This window comes from Microcella indica, assembly GCF_013414345.1.
GTDB classification, from domain to species: Bacteria; Actinomycetota; Actinomycetes; order Actinomycetales; family Microbacteriaceae; genus Microcella; species Microcella indica.
On sequence record NZ_CP058670.1, the window covers coordinates 448,505 to 466,027 of the forward strand.

Consider the following 17,523-nt stretch of genomic DNA (forward strand, 5'->3'; position numbering starts at 1 on the left):
ATGCGACGACTCGGACTGCTCGGCGGCATGAGCTGGCAGAGCTCTGCCCTCTACTACTCGCTCATCAACGAGCTGGTTGCGCAGCGGCTCGGCGGCGTGCACTCGGCCGACCTCGTCATGGTGTCGGTCGACTTCGCCGAGGTCGAGCGACTGCAGGCGGCCGGGGACTGGGAGCGCGCGGGCGAGCTGCTCGCGCGGGAGGCGCAGGGTCTCGAGGCGGCCGGCGCCGAGGCGATCCTGCTCTGCACCAACACCATGCACCTCGTCGCGCCGGCGATCGAGGCCGCGGTGAGCATCCCGCTGCTGCATCTGGCGGACGTGACCGCGCGCGCCGTCTCCGCAGCCGGCCTCGACAGGGTCGGGATGCTCGGCACGCGCTTCACGATGCAGCAGCCGTTCCTGCGAGACCGCATCGCCTCGCACGGGCTCGACGTGCTCGTGCCCGAGCCCGACGACCAGGAGGTCGTGCACCGCGTCATCTACGAGGAGCTCGTGCGCGGCGTGGTCTCCGAGCAGTCGCGCGCCGAGTACCTGCGCATCATCGACCGGCTCGTCGCCCAAGGCGCGCAGGGCATCGTGCTCGGGTGCACCGAGATCGAGCTGCTCATCGAGCAGCACCATGTCGCCGTGCCGCTCTTCCCGACGACGCGCCTGCACGCCGAGGCCGCCGTCGAGTGGGCTCTCGCGCCGTAGGCGCACGCTCTACCCTGGAAGCGTGACTGTTGCGACGCCCACGAGCACCCCGACCGCCGAGCCGTTCACGGGCGGCGAGCTCGAGGCGATCCGCGCGCAGTTCCCGATCCTGCAGCGCGAGGTGCAGGGCCACCCGCTCGTCTACCTCGACTCGGCGGCGACCGCGCAGAAACCGCAGCGCGTCATGGACGCGGAGAGCAGCTTCTACGCGATCGCGAACGCGGCCGTGCACCGCGGCGCGCACACCCTCGCGGGCGAGGCGACCGAGCTGTACGAGGATGCCCGGCTCACCATCGCCCGCTTCCTGCAGGTCGACGACAACGAGGTCGTGTTCACGAGCCACGCGACCGAGGCGCTCAACCTCATCGCCTACGCGCTCGGCAACGCGAGCCTCGGCATGGGTGGCGCTGCCGCCGCACCCTACGCGCTGACGCCCGGCGACGAGATCGTCACGACCGAGCTCGAGCACCACGCGAACCTCATTCCGTGGCAGGAGCTCGCCGCCCGCACCGGTGCGACCCTGCGGCACATCCCCGTGCGCGACGACGGCGCCCTCGACGTCGAGGTCGCTCGCAGCGTCATCGGCGAGCGCACGCGCGTGCTCGCGCTCAGCCACGTCTCCAACGTCACCGGACAGGTGAGCCCGCTCGCCCAGCTCGTGCCCCTCGCCCGCGCGGTCGGCGCCCTCGTCGTGCTCGACTCCTGCCAGGCCGCGCCGCACGTGCCCCTCCACCCTCGCGAGCTCGACGTCGACCTCGCCGTCTTCAGCGGGCACAAGCTCTACGGCCCCACCGGCATCGGGGTGCTCTACGGCCGCGCCGAGGTGCTCGACGCCCTGCCGCCGTTCCTCTACGGCGGCTCGATGATCACTACCGTGACCCTCGAGAAGGCCGAGTACCTGCCGAGCCCGCAGCGCTTCGAACCGGGCACGCCGCGCATCGCTCAGGCCGTCGGGCTCGCCGAAGCCGTCCGCTTCGTCGACGGGCTCGGCCTCGACCGCATCGCTGCGAGCGAGCACGCCCTCGGGCAGCGACTGCGCGACGGCCTCGCCGCCATACCCGGCGTGCGACTGCTCGGCACCGACCCCGCCGCACCGACGGTCGCGCTCGCGAGCGTCGTCGTCGACGGAGTGCACGCGCACGACGCAGGGCAGTTCCTCGACGACCGCGGCATCGCCGCCCGCGTCGGCCACCATTGCGCCCAACCCCTGCATCGGCGGCTCGGCGCCACCGCGAGTCTGCGGCTCAGCGCGGCGGTGCACACGACGCCCGAGGAGGTCGAGCTCGCGCTCGACGCGGTCGCGGGCATCCGGTCGTTCTTCGGAGCGGAAGGGAGCACCCCGTGAGCGCACTCGAACAGCTCTACCAGCAGATCATCCTCGACCACTCGAAGCACCCGCACGGCGTCGGCCTCGAGGTCGGCGAGGAGACCAGTCACCAGCGCAACCCCGTGTGCGGCGACGAGATCACGCTCGCCCTGCGCTGGAACGCGGCGGGCGACCGCATCGAGGCGATCGCGTGGGAGGGTGCCGGATGCTCGATCTCGCAGTCGAGCGCGTCCCTGCTCGCGACCCTCGCCGAAGAGTCCGCCGACGAGGGTTCGCCCTGGACGACGGAGGAGTTCGCCGCGCTCATCGAGGAGTTCCGCGAGGCACTGCGCTCGCGTGGCGCCATCCCCCTCGACGAGGAGCGCTTCGGTGACGCGGCCGCTCTGAGCGGAGTGTCGAAGTACGTCGCGCGCGTCAAGTGCGCGATGCTCGCCTGGGTGGCGGCGGAAGACCTCCTCACTCGTCGCGCGTAGCCCGCGCCGCGCCGCGCCGCGTAGCGCCGCATCGCGCCAGATCTGGCGCGAAAGGGCGCTTGGCTCTGCGCGTTCGCACCGTTTGCGGCGAATCTGGGCCGCGCGGGCCGTGGGGTGCGGGCCGCGGGGTGGGTGCGGGGTGCGCGCGAGGGCCGCATCGCGCCAGATCTGGCGCGAAAAGGCGCTTGGGTCTGGGCGTACCGCCCGTATGCGGCAAATCTGGGCCGCGGGGCGTGGCGCGTGGCGCGCGGCGCGTGGCGCGCGCGTGCGCTACGCGCGCTCGAGCACCCAGACGGGGATCTGCCGGTCGGTCTTCGTCTGGTAGGTCGCGTAGTCGGGCCAGGCCGCGCACGCGCGCTCCCACCACGCGGCGCGCTCGTCGCCCTCGACGAGTCGCGCCCGGTAGTCGTGCTTCTCGGCCATGTCCTGCAGCTCGCATAGCGGGTGCGCGGCGAGGTTGTGGTGCCAGACGGGGTGCTCGGGAGCGCCACCCTTGGACGCGATCACGGCATAGTCGCCCTCGTGCTCGACGCGCATGAGCGCCGTCTTGCGCAGCATGTCGGTCTTGGCGCCGAGGGTCGTGAGCACGATGATCCTGCGCCCGCGCAGGTCGTTGCCCTCCTGGCCGTTCGTGCGCTCGTAGAGCTCCGCCTGCTCGCGGGCCCACTCGGATGTGCTGGGTGCGTACTCTCCGGTCAGCGGCATGCCACGAGGCTAGTTGTACTCGGCAGGGACCTTGGTGACAGTTCGGGTCTTGTGAAACAGGAGAACCTCCGGGCTTAGTGGAGATGTCTAACGTCTTCACGATCACACGGAGGTTCTCGTGTCCCAGGGTAGGTCTGTTCGTCCGCGTTTGAACGAGTTCGGGCGGATGCTGATCATTCAGCGCGTGCTTCACGACGGTCGACCGGTCGCTCACGTCGCCAAAGAGCTCGGAGTGTCCCGGCAGTGCGCGCATCGGTGGGTCGCGCGTTATCGCCGGGAAGGTGCCGTCGGCCTGCGGGATCGCTCTTGCAGGCCGCACCGATCACCAACCAGGGTCCCGATCGAGGTTGAGGAACGGGTTCTTCAGCTGCGCCGTGAGCAGCGGCGCGGGCAGGACTGGATCGGGCCGGAGTTGGGAATCCCAACACGAACAGTCGGCGCGATCCTGAAACGTCGTGGGGTGCCGCGACTATCGGACTGCGATCCGTTGACTGGAGAAGTGATCCGAGCCAGCAAGGCCACCGCGCATCGTTATGAGCGGCAACGACCCGGTGAACTGGTTCACATGGACGTCAAGAAACTCGGCCGGATCCCCGACGGCGGCGGTTGGAGAGCCAACGGTCGCGAGCACGGGCAAACCTCAGCGCAGAAGCGCGCCCGGATCGGTTTCGACTTCGTGCATTCCCTGGTCGATGATCACTCCCGGCTGGCGTATTCCGAGATCCTGACGGACGAGAAGGGCGGCACCTGCGCGGCGTTCCTGCAACGGGCCGCCGAGTTCTTTGCCGATCACGGAATCGACCGCATTGAACGGGTGATGACCGATAACGCGTTCGGCTATCGCCTCTCCAACGACGTCGCGGCGGTGCTGGACCAGCTCGGTGCTCGTCACGTTCTGATCCGCCCCCACTGCCCCTGGCAGAACGGGAAGGTCGAACGCTTCAACCGCACCCTGCAAACCGAGTGGGCCTATCGGCAGGTGTTCTCCTCGAATCTCGAGCGTCAGCAAGCACTTGCGCCATGGCTGAACTACTACAACACTCAACGACGCCACTCAGCCCTCGATGGGCTCCCGCCGATCAGCCGAGTGTCACCAACGTCCTAGCCGGATAGATCTAGGGAGTCGGCTCGGCGGCGCGACCCCGGCGGCGTCGAGCGCCGCGCACGACGAGCAGCGTCACGAGGGCGAGCACCCCGAGCACGGCGAGCCAGGGCAGCAGCACACCGGCGATGACGAGCAGGCCCGAGCCGACGGCCACGAGCGACTCCCAGCCGGCGAGGAGGCCGGTCAGGAACGTGTCGGGCTCGTCGACGGGCGCGGTCGCGTCCGAGCCGAGCGTCAGGCGGAGAGTCGAGAGGTCGACCTGGTCGGCGAGGTAGCGCTGCTGCGCCTCGAGGCTCTCCAGCCGACCCTGACGGTCGCTGATCGCCGTCTCGAGGTCGATGAGGTCGTCGACCGTCGCCGCGGCGTCCTGCAGGGCGAGCAGTCGCTCGACGGAGGACCGCAGCGCCGTGATGCGCGCGTCGAGATCCTGCACCTCGCGCGTCACGTCGTCGGTCTGCAGGGTGAGCTCCTCCACCTCGCCGAGCGCCCGCAGCTCCTCGAGCGTCTCCGTGAGCGTCGCGGAGGGGAGGCGCAGCAGCAGTTCGGCGGCGGCGTAGCGACCCTGGTCGGGCGAGTACTCCGTGCGACCGTCGACCCGCCCGCCCGCGCGCTCGGTGATGCGCGCGGCCTCCTCCGCGGCGTCGAGCGGCGCGTCGACGGTGAGATAGAGGTGCCCTGTGGTGATGACGGAGCGCCCGTCGGAGATCTCGCCATCCTGAGCCGCCTCCTCGGCGGCCGGCGCGTCGCCGAACTCGCCACCGAGCTCGCCTCCCGAGTCACCGCCGAAGGCCGGCCCGCCCGAGTCGGTCGCCGAGTCGAAGGCTCCGGCGGAGCATCCGCCGAGCGCGAGAGCGGCGAGCAGGGTGAGCGAGGCGGCGGTCGCGAGGCGCAGTCGTCGAGTCATGGCGCTCACGCTAGACCTGCCTTCGGGCGTGCCACCACCCAACGTTTTGCGCAGTAACGCAACTGTGACCTGACCCCCGGCCTTGAGCATCCTGAGGGACTGATGACAACGGGCCCTCGACGGCCCGCCGGTGGCTACGGTGGCTATCGTATGGACCTGCGCGACTAGGGGTGGACGCGAAGGAGAGGGGGCTGGCGATCGCCGGCCCCCTCACTCTTTCCGCCCCGGTGTCACGGTCGACGCACCCTCGCGGACGATGCGAGAGACTCGAAGCATGGGATTCCTCGATCGACTGCTGCGGCGACCGCCCCCGTTGCATGTCGCCCACGACTCGGGCACAGGGGCCGGCGACGACCGCCCCGTGGTCGTGCTCGTGCATGGCATCGCGTCCTCCTCCGTGACGTTCGACAACCTCGTGCCGCTCCTCGAGCCCGACTACCGCTGCATCGCGATCGACCTGCTCGGGTTCGGGCACTCCCCGATTCCCGAGCACGCGCGCTACACGCTCGACGAGCACACGGCGGCGTTGCGCCGCACGATCAGGTCGTTGCGCCTGCGCCGGCCGTTCACGCTCGTCGGGCACTCTCTGGGCAGCCTCATCTCGGCCCGGTACGCGGCACGCCGTCGAGACGAGGTCAGCCATCTCGTGATGGTCGGCCCGCCGGTCTACCTGCCGCCCGCCGCGATGGGCGACCCCGCCGACCGCGCGAGCATGGGGCTGTACTTCGCCGCGTATCAGTTCTTGCGCAGCAACCGAGATTTCACGACGAGGGCCGCGTCCGCGCTCGCATCGATCGCGCCTATCGAAGACGTTCTGGAGGTCTCGGAGCGCAACTGGACCCCGTTCGTGCTCTCCCTCGAGAACGCGATCGAGTCGCAGACCTCGCTCGCCGACCTCGCTGACGTCACCGCCCCGGTCGACATCGTGCACGGCACACTCGACCCTTTCATCGCGCCGGGAGGGCTCAAGATCGTGTCTCAGCTGCGCAAGGTGACGATGACGCGCGTGACCGGCATGGATCACCTGATCCGCCCGAAGCTCGCGCGCGAGGTCGAGCGGGTCATCCGCGAGCACGGCTGAGAGTCGCGTCCCGAAAGGCGCATACGCTGGAGGGATGCGAACCTCCATTCTCGGCCGCACGGGTGCGGCAGTGTCCTCCCTCGGTCTCGGCACCTGGCAGCTCGGCGCAGACTGGGGTGACGTCTCCGAATCGGATGCCCGTGCCGTCCTCGACGCTGCCCTCGAGTCGGGCGTCACGCTGTTCGACACTGCAGACGTCTACGGCGATGGGCGCAGCGAGCAGCTCATCGGCCGCTACCTCGCCGATCGCCCGGAGGCCGATGTCTTCGTCGCCACGAAGATGGGCCGCCGCCTTCCGCAGGAGCCGGAGAACTACTCGACCGAGAACTTCCGTGCCTGGAACGACCGCAGCCGCGCCAACCTGGGCGTGGACACTCTCGACCTCGTGCAGCTGCACTGCCCGCCGACCGCGGTCTACTCGATCGACCGAGTGTTCGACGACCTCGACCAGATGGTCGACGAGGGGCGTATCCGCCACTACGGCGTGAGCGTGGAGCGGGTCGACGAGGCGCTCGCCGCCATGGAGCGCCCGAATCTGGCGACCGTGCAGATCATCATCAATGCGTTCCGCCTCAAGCCGCTCGAGACCGTGCTGCCCGTCGCCGTCGATCGCGGCATCGGCATCATCGCGCGCGTGCCGCTCGCCTCGGGCTTGCTGAGCGGCAAGTACACGCGCGAGACGACCTTCGCGGAGAACGACCACCGCCACTACAACCGCGACGGCGCGGCCTTCGACGTGGGGGAAACCTTCTCGGGCGTCGACTACGAGTCGGGTGTCGCCGCAGCCGTGGAGTTCTCGGCGCTCGCCGAGCAGCACGGCCTCGCACCGGCGACCGCCGCACTCGCGTGGCTCGCGCAGCTGCCGGGAGTGAGCACCGTGATCCCCGGCGCGCGCTCGCCTCAGCAGGCGCGCGCCAACGCCGCCGCGGGCGAGGTCGACGACCTGCCTCCAGCCTTCCACGAGAGCGTTGTCGAGCTGTACGACCGGTACTTCCGCGCCGCCATCCACGAGCGCTGGTAGCGGGCGGGCGACCGATGCCCTACACGCTCACGCGCCACCCGTTCCCGCCCGCCGTGCGTGAGCTGCGCCTCGGCGCGCGCACGGTCCTCGCGCGTGAGGGGGTAGAGCACTACGTGCGGCTGCGACTCGTCGCGTCGCGACCCGGCGAACTCTCGGGCTTCATCGCGCCCGGGGGCGGTGACCACGTGCGCATCGTCGTGGGGAGCCCCGAGGGCGGCCCGGTCGAGCTCGACGACGAAGAGCACCCTCGCGGCGAGTCCCGTACCGAGACGATCGTCGCGCACGATGCCGACGAGGGCTGGATCGACGTGGACGTGCTCGTGCACGGCGAGGCGGGCGCCGAGGCCGGCGTGATCGGCGCGTGGGCGGCGCGCGCGTCACTCGGCTCGCCCGCCGTCATGATGGGGCCCAAAGGGTCAGTGGTGCTCGACGGCAGCCCCGGTGAGGTCGTCATCGCCGGCGACGACAGCGCCCTCCCGGCCGTGCGCCGCTACCTCGGGATGCTCGGCTCGAGCATCACCGGGCACCTGCTGCTCGAGACCCGGTTCGACCTCGCGTCGCTCGGCATCGAGCCGCCCGCGGGGCTGCAGTTGAGCATCCTGAACCCCGATGCCGCGCGCCCCAGCGCCGCCCTCGTGAGCGCTCTGCAGGCGCTGCCGGCGCCCGCCGACGCTGCCGAGCGCTTCGTCTTCGCGTGCGGCGAGCAGTCGATCGTCGCGCCCGTGCGCCAGGTGCTCGCCGCGTGGGGCATCGACGTCGAGCGCGCCGTCGTGAAGGGCTACTGGAAGCGGTGACCCTCCCGGGTGCCGGGGATTCCCCTGAGTGGGGGAATGTCGTCGAGCAGGGCGCCGTTGTGCGCATCATGACTCGAATCATGATCATCGTCGGTAGCGTTCGCCCCGGCCGCATCGGCCTCCCCATCGCGCAGTGGGTGCGTGAGCGCGTGGAGGCGGCCGGTCACGAGGTCGACTTCGCCGACCTCGCCGAGATCGCGCTACCATTCCTCGACGAGCCTGCGCATCCCGCGAAGAAGCAGTACACGCAGCCGCACACGGTCGCGTGGAGCGAGCGCGTCGACGCCGCGGAGGCGGTCATTCTCGTGACGCCCGAGTACAACCACAGCTACAGCCCGGCGCTCAAGAACGCGCTCGACTTCCTCTTCCGCGAGTGGAGCCGCAAGCCCGTCGCGTTCGTGAGCTACGGCGGAGTCTCCGGCGGCCTGCGGGGCGTCACGGCGCTCGAACCCGTGCTGCTCGCGCTCGGCATGGTGCGCTCGACGGCCGACGTCATCATTCCCGGTGCGAGCCGCCAGATCGAGGAAGGCACGCTCGCGCACGACGACTCGCGCGAGCGTGCGATGGAGGCCGTCATCGACGAGCTCGCGTCGCTCGCCGCACCGCTCGCCGCGCTGCGCACATAGCGCGGGGCGCGGGCACGCTCAGCTGATCTGCTGCACGGGCTCCGTGTCGGCCAGGGGGCTCGCATCGCGGCCACGCAGGTCGGGGTGCCAGCCATGGAAGGCGCTCGCGACGATGACGCCGAGGAGGGCGAAGCCGATCGCCGTGTAGAACCCTCCGAGCGGCCCGATCTCGTCGATGAGGAAGCCCGCGACGGCGGAACCGAAGGCCGCGCCGATGAGCTGGCCGGTGCCGAGCCACCCGTAGGCCTCCGCTGTCTCGCTGAACTTCACGCTCGCCGAGACGATCGCGAACATGACGGCGAGGGCGGGTGCGATGCCGATGCCGGCGATGACGAGAGCGAAGGCGAGCCACCAGAATTCCAGGGCGAACGGCGCGGCCGCCATGCCGACGAACAGGATGCCCATGCGGCGCGCGAGCGCCCACGGCCCGATCGGCAGGTGGCCCATCGACAGGCCTCCGACGAGCGAGGCGATCGCCCAGATGCCGAAGAGGATGCCCGCCTCGGCGCCCTCCTCACCGAACACCGCGACGACGCCGACCTCGATCGACGCGGCCGAGCCGATGAGCAGGAAGCCCGTGATGGTCGACAGCAGCATGGCGCGGTTGCGCAGGACGACGCCCATGCGGCGCCGACTGCGCGGGATGCGCACTTTGCCGACCTCGGGGCACGCGATGAACCACGTGCCGCCGCCGATGAGGAACACGGCGGCGACGGCTATGGCGATGACGCTCGAGACCTGCGTGGCGAGGAAGACCGTCATGACCGGCCCCATGATCCAGATGATCTCCTGCGCCGAGGCGTCGAGCGAGAACAGCGGCGTCAGCTGGCGCGATGTCACCATCTTGGGGTAGATCGTGCGCACGGCGGGCTGAATCGGCGGGGTCGACAGCCCGGTGACGAGACCGACGATCATGTAGAGCCAGATGGGCATGGGTGCGAAGGCGATGAGCAGGATGCCCGTGGCGCACACGATGAGCGTGACGACGAGCACGGGGCGCATCCCGAGGGCTCCCATCCATCGGCTCGTGAGGGGGCCGGCGACCGCCTGGCCCACGCTCGTCGCCGCGAGCACGAGGCCCGCGGCCGCGTAGGAGTCGAAGATGCCCTCGATGTGGATGAGGAAGGCGAGCGAGAGCATGCCGGAGGGCAGCCGGGCGGTGAGCTGCGCAGAGATGATGCGCGCCACGCCGGGAGTTCTCAACAGGTCGCCATATCCACTCACAAGGGCACCAGCCTAGAGCCTGTTGGCCAGGTGGACACATTCTCGGATTTCCGGGCGTTCGGAGGCCTTCCGCGCCGTGTCGGAGGTCGGTGGAAACATGTGCATAACCAGGCGAACTTATGCACAGGTGTGGACGACACGCCCACAAGATGTTGGGTGCCGATCCGACGCGGCACCCGATATATAGTGATCACACCGTGCGCCGGGGGAAGGCGTGCAGAGCCCGGATTTCGGGGCTTTTTCCGACCGTGGACGCCGTTTCGCACGACAGCGAGGCGGCGGCACCGGCGAAACACTGAGGGAGCAGACGTGAGCATCACCGTTGTCAAGCGCGATGGAAGCCGAGAGGCGTACGACGCCAACAAGATCAACCTCGCCATCGAGCACGCCGCCCAGGGCCTCGACGACAACATCACGTGGGTGACGCAGATCGCGAGCGAGCTCGAGCTCACCCTCTTCGACGGCATCACGACGCAGCAGCTCGACGAGGCCGTCATCCAGGTCGCTCTGCAGAACGTGAAGGACGACCCGGCGTTCGACACCGTCGCCGCGCGCCTCCTGCTCAAGACGATCTACAAGCGCGTGCTCGGCGACTACGAGAATGCGGCCGAGCTGCGCGACCTGCACCGCGAGCACTTCGCCGCGTACATTCAGCGCGGCGTGAGCGAGAACCTGCTCGACTCCCGCTTCCCCGACGCCTTCGACCTCGAGGCGCTCGCTGCTGCGCTCGACCCTTCGCACGACGACCTGCTCAAGTACATCGGCGTCGTGACCCTCAACAACCGCTACGGCATCAAGGCGCGCAACGGTCAGCCCCTCGAGACCCCGCAGTACTTCTGGATGCGCGTGGCCATGGGCCTCTCGCTCAACGAGGCCGACCCCACGAGCCACGCCATCGCCTTCTACAAGAAGATGTCGGCGCTCGAGTACCTCGCCGCGGGCTCCACGCTCGTCAACGCCGGCACGAGCTACCCGCAGCTCTCGAACTGCTTCGTCATGGAGATGCAGGACGACATCGAGCACATCGCCAAGAGCGTGCGCGACGTCATGTGGCTCACGAAGGGCACCGGCGGCATCGGCCTCTCCGTGACCAAGCTTCGTGCGCAGGGCTCGCCCATCCGCTCCAACAACACGACCTCCACCGGGCCGATCCCGTTCATGCACACGATCGACTCGGTGCTGCGCGCGGTCAGCCGCGGCGGCAAGAAGTTCGGCGCCCTCTGCTTCTACATGGAGAACTGGCACATGGACTTCCCGGAGTTCCTCGACCTGCGCCAGAACTCCGGCGACCCCTACCGCCGCACCCGCACCGCCAACACGGCCGTCTGGATCAGCGACGAGTTCATGAAGCGCGTGCAGAACGACGAGGACTGGTACCTCTTCGACCCGCTCGAGGTGAGCGACCTCAACGAGCTCTACGGCAAGGCCTTCTCCGCCCGCTACGCCGAGTACGTGGCGATGGCCGAGCGTGGCGAGCTGAACATGTTCAAGAAGATCGGCGCGCGCGAGCAGTTCAAGCAGATCCTCATCTCGCTGCAGTCCTCCAGCCACCCGTGGCTCACGTGGAAGGACACGATCAACAACCGCGCGATCAACAACAACACGGGCACGATCCACCTCTCGAACCTGTGCACCGAGATCTGCCTGCCGCAGGACCGCGACAACATCTCGGTCTGCAACCTCGCCTCGATCAACCTCAGCCGCCACCTCGTGGATGGCCGGCTCGACTTCGCGAAGATCGCCGAGAGCGCGCGGCTCGCGGTGCGCCAGCTCGACAACCTCATCGACATCACCGTGTCGAGCGTCGACGAGGCCGACCACGCCAACACGACCAACCGCGCGATCGGTCTGGGCGTCATGGGCTTCACCGATGTCGTCGAGAAGCTCGGCTACTCCTACGACTCGGAGGAGTCCTTCGACCTCATCGACGAGATCATGGAGCACGTCTCTTACGCGGCGATCGACGAGTCGGCCGAGCTCGCGAAGGAGCGCGGCTCCTACGACAACTTCGCCGGCTCGCGCTGGTCGCAGGGCATCGTGCCGATCGACACGATCGACCTCACCGAGGCCGATCGCGGCCTCGAGATGCAGGTCAACCGCACGACGCGACTCGACTGGGACGCGCTGCGCGAGAAGGTCAAGGGCGGCATGCGCAATGCGACCCTCATGGCCATCGCCCCGACCGCATCCATCGGCCTCGTCGCCGGCACGACGCCGGGACTCGACCCGCAGTTCTCGCAGATCTTCAGCCGCTCCACGAGCTCGGGCAAGTTCCTCGAGGTCAACCGCAACCTCGTCGAGGCGCTGCGCGAGCGCGGGCTGTGGGAGTCGGTGCGCGAGTCGATCCTGCGCAGCCAGGGCGACATCCAGGGCATCAGCGCGATCCCCGACGACGTCAAGGCCACCTACAAGACGAGCTTCCAGCTCTCGCCGTACGCCTTCCTCGAGGTCGCGGCGCGCGCCCAGAAGTGGATCGACCAGGCCATCAGCCGCAACATGTACCTCGAGACGCGCGACGTCGACGAGATGGTCGACATCTACACGGCCGCCTGGAAGAGGGGCGTCAAGACGACCTACTACCTGCACATGAAGCCGCGCCACACGGCCGAGCAGTCGACCGTCAAGGTCAACAAGTCTGAGACCGTCGGCGGCGACGGCTCGAGCACGCGGCGCAAGGGCTTCGGCGCGGCGTCCTCCGGCTCCGCCGCCCCGGCGAGCACCGAGGCGGAGACCGTCGGTGCGTCCGCACCGAAGCGGGGCTTCGGCTTCGGCGGCGCCAGCAAGGCGGCAGAGTGATGCGCCGCGACCCCCAGGCTTCCGGAGGGACGACGGGCGAGGTGGACTACCTCGTGCCGGTCGACCCGATGGACGAGTTGCACTGCGAGAGCTGCCAGTAGGCGCAGCGCTCGGCACGAGCATCCACCCCTGTTTGCTCCCTATTCACCCGCACCGGCCACCGGTGCACTGACGACCAGAAAGACGAGTCACCGACCATGGGCATTCTCGGCACCGGCATTCAGGAGGGCTTGCTGCTCAAGCCCGTCACCTACAAGTGGGCGATGGAGCTGTACGACCAGGCGGTCGCCAACACGTGGTTCCCCAACGAGGTTCAGCTCGGCGAAGACATCGCCGACTTCAAGAAGATGACCGATGAGGAGCGCCACGCGATCACGTTCCTCATGAGCTACTTCAACCCGAACGAGCTGCTCGTCAACAAGGCGCTCGCGTTCGGCGTCTACCCCTACATCAACGCTCCCGAGGCGCACCTCTACCTCGCGAAGCAGATGTGGGAAGAAGCGAACCACTGCATGAGCTTCGAGTACGTGCTCGAGACCTTCCCGATCGACCGCGCGGCCGCCTACGACTCGCACGTGAGCGTGCCGTCGATGGCGCGCAAGGAAGAGTTCGAGGTCAAGTTCATCCGCCGCATGACGGAAGACACGCTCGACATCACGACGACCGAGGGCAAGCAGGACTTCATCCGCAACCTGGTCGCCTACAACGTGATCCTCGAGGGCATCTGGTTCTACAGCGGCTTCATGGTCGCCCTGTCGTTCCGCCAGCGCAATCTGCTGCGCAACTTCGGGTCGCTCGTCGACTGGATCGTGCGCGACGAGAGCCTGCACCTCAAGTTCGGCATCAACCTCATCCTCACCGTGCTCGAAGAGAATGAAGACCTGCAGACGGAGGAGTTCGCGAACGAGATCCGTCAGATGATCCTCGACGCTGTCGAGATGGAGGAGCAGTACAACCACGACCTCCTCCCGGGCGGCATCCTCGGCCTCAACGCGAACTACATCAACCAGTACGTGAAGTACTTGGCCGACCGTCGCCTCGAGGAGCTCGGCTTCGAGACCGAGTACAACGTCACCAACCCGGCGAAGTGGATGGCGACGGCGAACGACACGCTGCAGCTCGTCAACTTCTTCGAGTCGACGAACACGTCGTACGAAGTCAACGCGAAGACCTCGGCATAGCCGAGCCCTTCGCCGACAACCCCCCACGGCCCGTGCCTCACGCTGACCTCCTCTTCCTGGGAGGGGTCGTCCCTCGAGGCGCGGGCCGTGGCGGTTCCGCACGCCCCGAGCCGCTGCAGGTCGCCGTCGTCGACGGGCGCATCGCCGCGATCGACGCCGACCTGAGCGCGTGGCGCGGGCCCGGCACCGAGGTCGTCGATCTCGCGGGCGGGATGCTGCACGCCGGGTTCGTCGACGCCCACATCCACCCCATCCAGGGCGGGTTGGAGCGACTCGGCTGCGACCTCACCTCGGCGTCGACCGCAGCCGAGTACCTCGAGGTCGTCGCGCGGCATGCGCGGGAGCATCCGGCCCGCAGTGACGTGTCGGGCAGCGAGTGGATCACGGGCGGCGGCTGGAGCATGAGCTCATTCCCCGGCGGCACGCCCACCGCGGAGGCGCTCGACGCCGTCGTGCCCGACCGGCCCGTGCTGCTGTTCAACCGCGACCACCACGGTGCGTGGGCGAACACGGCGGCGCTGCGCGTGGCGGGAGTCGACGCGTCGACGCCCGACCCGCCCGACGGCCGCATCGAGCGCGACGCCGACGGCCGTCCGACCGGCACGCTGCACGAGGGCGCCACGCGACTCGTCTCCGCCTTCGCCCCGCCGACGACGGCCGAGGACGAGCATGCGGCGCTGCTCGAGGCGCAGCGCTACCTGCACTCGGTCGGCGTGACCGGCTGGCAGGACGCCATCGTCGGCTCCTACTTCGGCGCCTCCGACACGGCGCTCGTGTACGCAGCCGCGCTCGAGAGCGGCGAGCTCACCGCCGACGTCGTCGGGGCCATGTGGTGGGATCGCGATCGCGGCATCGAGCAGGTGCGCGAGCTCGTCGCCCGCCGCGACGCTCTCGCTGCCCGCCTCGGGCCCGCTGCGCGCTTCCGTCTGACCGCCGTGAAGATCATGGCCGACGGCGTCATCGAGAACGGCACGGCCTCCCTGCTCGAGCCCTACCTCGGCCCCTTCGGCGAGGGCGAGAACCCGCGCGGGCTCGCCTTCGTCGGCGGGCAGGCGCTCACCGACGCGATCGTCGCCCTCGACGCGGCGGGGCTCTTCGTGCACGTGCACACGATCGGCGACCGGGCGGTGCGCGAGGCGCTGGACGGCTTCGCGGCGGCGCGCGCGGCCAACGGATGGGCAGACCGCGAGGCGACGGATGCGCGGCGCCACCACCTCGCGCACCTGCAGTTCGTGCATCCCGACGATGCGGCACGGTTCGCCGAGCTCGGCGTGACTGCGAACGCGCAGGCCGTGTGGGCCTGCCACGAGCCGCAGATGCGCGAGCTCACCCTGCCCGTCGTAGGCGCCGAGCGCGGCGCGCAGCAGTACCCGTTCGCGAGCATCCTTCATGCGGGTGGCGTAACGGAGCGGCGGGATGCTCGGCCGGTGCTGTGCGCGGGCAGCGACTGGCCCGTCTCGACGCCCGACCCGTGGCAGGCGATCCACGTCGCCGTCAACCGGCGCCTGCCCGTCGACGACCCCGAGTTCGACCCCGAGCCGCTGCTCCCGCACGAAGTGCTGACCCTGGCCGAGGCGCTCGACGCCTACACGGCCGGGTCATCGTGGATCAACGGGCGCGGGCGGGGCGACGCCGAGGTCACCGGAGTTATCGAGGTGGGTGCTGTGGCCGACCTGGCCGCGACCGACCGCGACCCCTTCGCGGGACCCGTCGAGGGCATCCACGAGACGCGCTGCGTCGGCACCTGGGTCGCCGGCCGCCGCGTCTACGAGAGAGGGAGCGCTTCGTAGCTTCCGCCGTGCGGCGCGGCCATGCCCATCGGAACTCCGTCGAGCGCGAGTACGAAGCGCGGGTCGTCGAGCACCCCGCTCGGCAACCGCGGGAGAACGCTTGTCATGACGGAAGCCCCTTCGAGACTCACGTGGCGCGCGCCGGTGCGGTCGATCAGGGTCTGAGCCAGCTGTCGTTGCTGCTCGTCCAGGTAGGCGAACACGGCACTGTGCATGATCACCAGAGTCGCTTCGCTCGGAGCTTCGGCAGCGATGCTCGGCAGGTACTCGAGGAGGTCGCCCTGGACCACCCGAGGAGGGCTTTCAGCGAGAAGACGGAGGGAGTCTCGCAGGCGGACCCGGCGCTCGTCGTGCTCTGGCCAGACTAGGGACTCGAACCAGAGCAGCTCCTCGGCGTCCTGCAGATCGACCGACGACCTATCGATTCCCGCACGCCAGACGATGTGGGGGAGCGAAGTCGGCGACGAAACCGCCATCAGTGAGCACTCGAGCGTGACCCCGCGGGACTCGTTCCGGGGGCGAAGCTCGTGAACGCCGGCGTCGGACAAGAATCGGTATCTATATCGATCGGGGATGAGACACAACCCTGCAGATGCACCCAGCTCCAGCAAAGCGATGGGGCCGGGAATCTGGCTCAGAGCCATCAGGAGAGAAGCGCATCGAGCTGGTTCGTTCGTCTGGTTGATGCGAGTCAGGACCGTGGTGCAGACCGCATCCCAGTTCTGTCCCAACCAGTGCGGGAAGTCCGCGGTGTCAGCGGACGCGCCATGAACTCGAGCGGCAGCGAAGAGGAGATTGGGCTGCCGTTTCTCGCGAGGTAGGGCACTGATTCGCTCACACAGCTCTCCGTCTGCTGCTACGGCGAGGGCCCATGCCTCGTACTGAGCGCTCGAACCGTGAGCCTCCAACGCTGCCCAGCGTCGGTACCCATCGGCTACCGCGTTCATGAGCCGAACGTAGCAGGGCACCGCGAGGCCCAGGACGTCAGCGGTGGATCGGCGCGCCTTCGAACGCGCGCACCAGCGCGGCATCGCCGGTGACGCGGAAGCGGTCGGGCTCGTCGAGCGCGCTCGCCCGCTCCCACAGGAGGAGCAGGAGCGCAGCCGCGGACCCCTCGATCGTCGCCGTCGGGTCGGTCTCGTCGTCGAGCGACCAGTCGGGCGTGAGGGTCCACGTACGGTCGGCGTCGGTCGCGGTCAGGCGTACGGCTCCCGGCAGGGGCTCGAGCGACGCGCGGCTGCGAGCGAGGAACACCCCGAGGAACTCGTCGACGCCGTCGGCGGCGAGCTCGGCGTCGAGCTCGGAGGGCACGGCGAATCGGGAGCCGGGCGCAGTGCGCACGTCGAGCAGGTGCTTGAGCGACTCGAGCACCATGCGCCGCCGCCAGAAGGCGGTCGTGCCGGTGGCGCCGCCGATCACCCAGCACTCGCGATCGTCGCGCTCGAGCTCGGCGAGCAGCTCGGTGCGAGCATCCCGCAGCACCGTCGTCTTGGTGTCGTCGTCGAGAGGCGACTCTGCGCGATCGGCGGGCGAGCCGGTGCGCAGGATCGTCGTGACCCAGCGGTAGACGGCAGTCACGTGGCCGGCGACCGCGCCGACCGTCGGCCACAGGGCAGAGTGCACGGCGTCGTCGGCGCGACGCACGCCGACTTCCTCAAGGAGCGCGGTGGACAGCATCGTGAAGCGCCCGATCGGATCGGAGTGGACGGCGACCATGCGGCGAGCATAACCGCCGCCTCCCCGTGGCCCTCGCGCAGGGGCGTGACGAGGGTTAGAGTCGGCCGCACACGAGTAGACGAGGAG

Annotated in this window: 16 protein-coding genes; 11 read left to right on the top strand and 5 right to left on the bottom strand. The window is 69.2% G+C overall.

Annotated features, from left to right (window positions below):
- From HUJ41_RS02250 to sufU, 3 genes are read left to right on the top strand one after another with little or no spacing between them, the layout of a single operon-like run.
- The gene (locus tag HUJ41_RS02250; RefSeq protein WP_179873169.1) at positions 1-693 is read left to right on the top strand and encodes an aspartate/glutamate racemase family protein; all 693 of its coding nucleotides are present in this window, start codon (positions 1-3) and stop codon (positions 691-693) included.
- 22 nt (positions 694-715) lie between these two features.
- Positions 716-2,038: an aminotransferase class V-fold PLP-dependent enzyme gene (locus HUJ41_RS02255; protein ID WP_246299287.1), complete on the top strand. Its 1,323-nt coding sequence runs from the start codon at positions 716-718 to the stop codon at positions 2,036-2,038.
- On the top strand, positions 2,035-2,493 hold the full coding sequence (gene sufU / locus HUJ41_RS02260; protein ID WP_179873171.1) for a Fe-S cluster assembly sulfur transfer protein SufU: 459 nt from the start codon (positions 2,035-2,037) through the stop codon (positions 2,491-2,493). Before HUJ41_RS02255 ends, sufU begins: the two co-directional genes overlap by 4 nt.
- A gap of 270 nt (positions 2,494-2,763) precedes the next feature.
- Here sufU and HUJ41_RS02265 read toward each other — a convergent pair whose 3' ends face one another.
- Positions 2,764-3,198: a nitroreductase family deazaflavin-dependent oxidoreductase gene (locus HUJ41_RS02265; protein ID WP_179873172.1), complete on the bottom strand. Its 435-nt coding sequence runs from the start codon at positions 3,196-3,198 to the stop codon at positions 2,764-2,766.
- Positions 3,199-3,316: 118 nt separating this feature from the next.
- Here HUJ41_RS02265 and HUJ41_RS02270 point away from each other — a divergent pair, with 118 nt between their 5' ends.
- Positions 3,317-4,303 (top strand): IS481 family transposase, encoded by a 987-nt coding sequence (locus tag HUJ41_RS02270; RefSeq protein ID WP_431356474.1) that lies wholly within the window; start codon positions 3,317-3,319, stop codon positions 4,301-4,303.
- A 10-nt stretch (positions 4,304-4,313) separates the two neighbouring features.
- On the opposite strand, the gene HUJ41_RS02275 is transcribed toward HUJ41_RS02270, so the two are convergent.
- The gene (locus tag HUJ41_RS02275; protein ID WP_179873174.1) at positions 4,314-5,207 is read right to left on the bottom strand and encodes a DUF4349 domain-containing protein; all 894 of its coding nucleotides are present in this window, start codon (positions 5,205-5,207) and stop codon (positions 4,314-4,316) included.
- A gap of 274 nt (positions 5,208-5,481) precedes the next feature.
- Here HUJ41_RS02275 and HUJ41_RS02280 point away from each other — a divergent pair, with 274 nt between their 5' ends.
- From HUJ41_RS02280 to HUJ41_RS02295, 4 genes are all read left to right on the top strand, one after another.
- Entirely contained in the window at positions 5,482-6,288 is an 807-nt protein-coding gene (locus HUJ41_RS02280) for an alpha/beta fold hydrolase (protein WP_246299288.1), read from the top strand.
- 34 nt (positions 6,289-6,322) lie between these two features.
- Positions 6,323-7,309, top strand: a complete 987-nt coding sequence (locus HUJ41_RS02285; protein ID WP_179873176.1) for an aldo/keto reductase — start codon at positions 6,323-6,325, stop codon at positions 7,307-7,309.
- Between the two features lie 14 nt (positions 7,310-7,323).
- A complete protein-coding gene (locus HUJ41_RS02290; RefSeq protein WP_179873177.1) occupies positions 7,324-8,103 on the top strand; it encodes a siderophore-interacting protein in 780 nt (259 codons plus the stop codon).
- An 80-nt stretch (positions 8,104-8,183) separates the two neighbouring features.
- Positions 8,184-8,729 (top strand): NADPH-dependent FMN reductase, encoded by a 546-nt coding sequence (locus HUJ41_RS02295; protein WP_218925624.1) that lies wholly within the window; start codon positions 8,184-8,186, stop codon positions 8,727-8,729.
- 18 nt (positions 8,730-8,747) lie between these two features.
- Here the strand turns inward: HUJ41_RS02295 and HUJ41_RS02300 are convergent, their stop codons facing one another.
- Positions 8,748-9,953 (bottom strand): MFS transporter, encoded by a 1,206-nt coding sequence (locus tag HUJ41_RS02300; RefSeq protein WP_179873179.1) that lies wholly within the window; start codon positions 9,951-9,953, stop codon positions 8,748-8,750.
- A 309-nt stretch (positions 9,954-10,262) separates the two neighbouring features.
- On the opposite strand from HUJ41_RS02300, the gene HUJ41_RS02305 reads away from it, so the two are divergent.
- The 3 genes from HUJ41_RS02305 (at position 10,263) to HUJ41_RS02315 (ending at position 15,720) form a co-directional block, all read left to right on the top strand.
- Positions 10,263-12,749, top strand: coding sequence for a ribonucleoside-diphosphate reductase subunit alpha (locus HUJ41_RS02305; RefSeq protein WP_179873180.1), 2,487 nt, complete (start codon positions 10,263-10,265; stop codon positions 12,747-12,749).
- Between the two features lie 197 nt (positions 12,750-12,946).
- A complete protein-coding gene (locus tag HUJ41_RS02310) occupies positions 12,947-13,930 on the top strand; it encodes a ribonucleotide-diphosphate reductase subunit beta (protein WP_179873181.1) in 984 nt (327 codons plus the stop codon).
- 32 nt (positions 13,931-13,962) lie between these two features.
- Positions 13,963-15,720, top strand: a complete 1,758-nt coding sequence (locus HUJ41_RS02315; protein WP_179873182.1) for an amidohydrolase — start codon at positions 13,963-13,965, stop codon at positions 15,718-15,720.
- On the opposite strand, the gene HUJ41_RS02320 is transcribed toward HUJ41_RS02315, so the two are convergent.
- Positions 15,696-16,751, bottom strand: coding sequence for a DUF2332 domain-containing protein (locus tag HUJ41_RS02320; RefSeq protein WP_348531837.1), 1,056 nt, complete (start codon positions 16,749-16,751; stop codon positions 15,696-15,698). The two genes, HUJ41_RS02315 and HUJ41_RS02320, sit on opposite strands and share 25 nt — an antisense overlap.
- Complete coding sequence (locus HUJ41_RS02325) at positions 16,705-17,436, bottom strand: maleylpyruvate isomerase N-terminal domain-containing protein (protein ID WP_179873184.1); 732 nt, start codon at positions 17,434-17,436, stop codon at positions 16,705-16,707. Before HUJ41_RS02325 ends, HUJ41_RS02320 begins: the two co-directional genes overlap by 47 nt.
- Positions 17,437-17,523 lie beyond the last annotated feature (87 nt).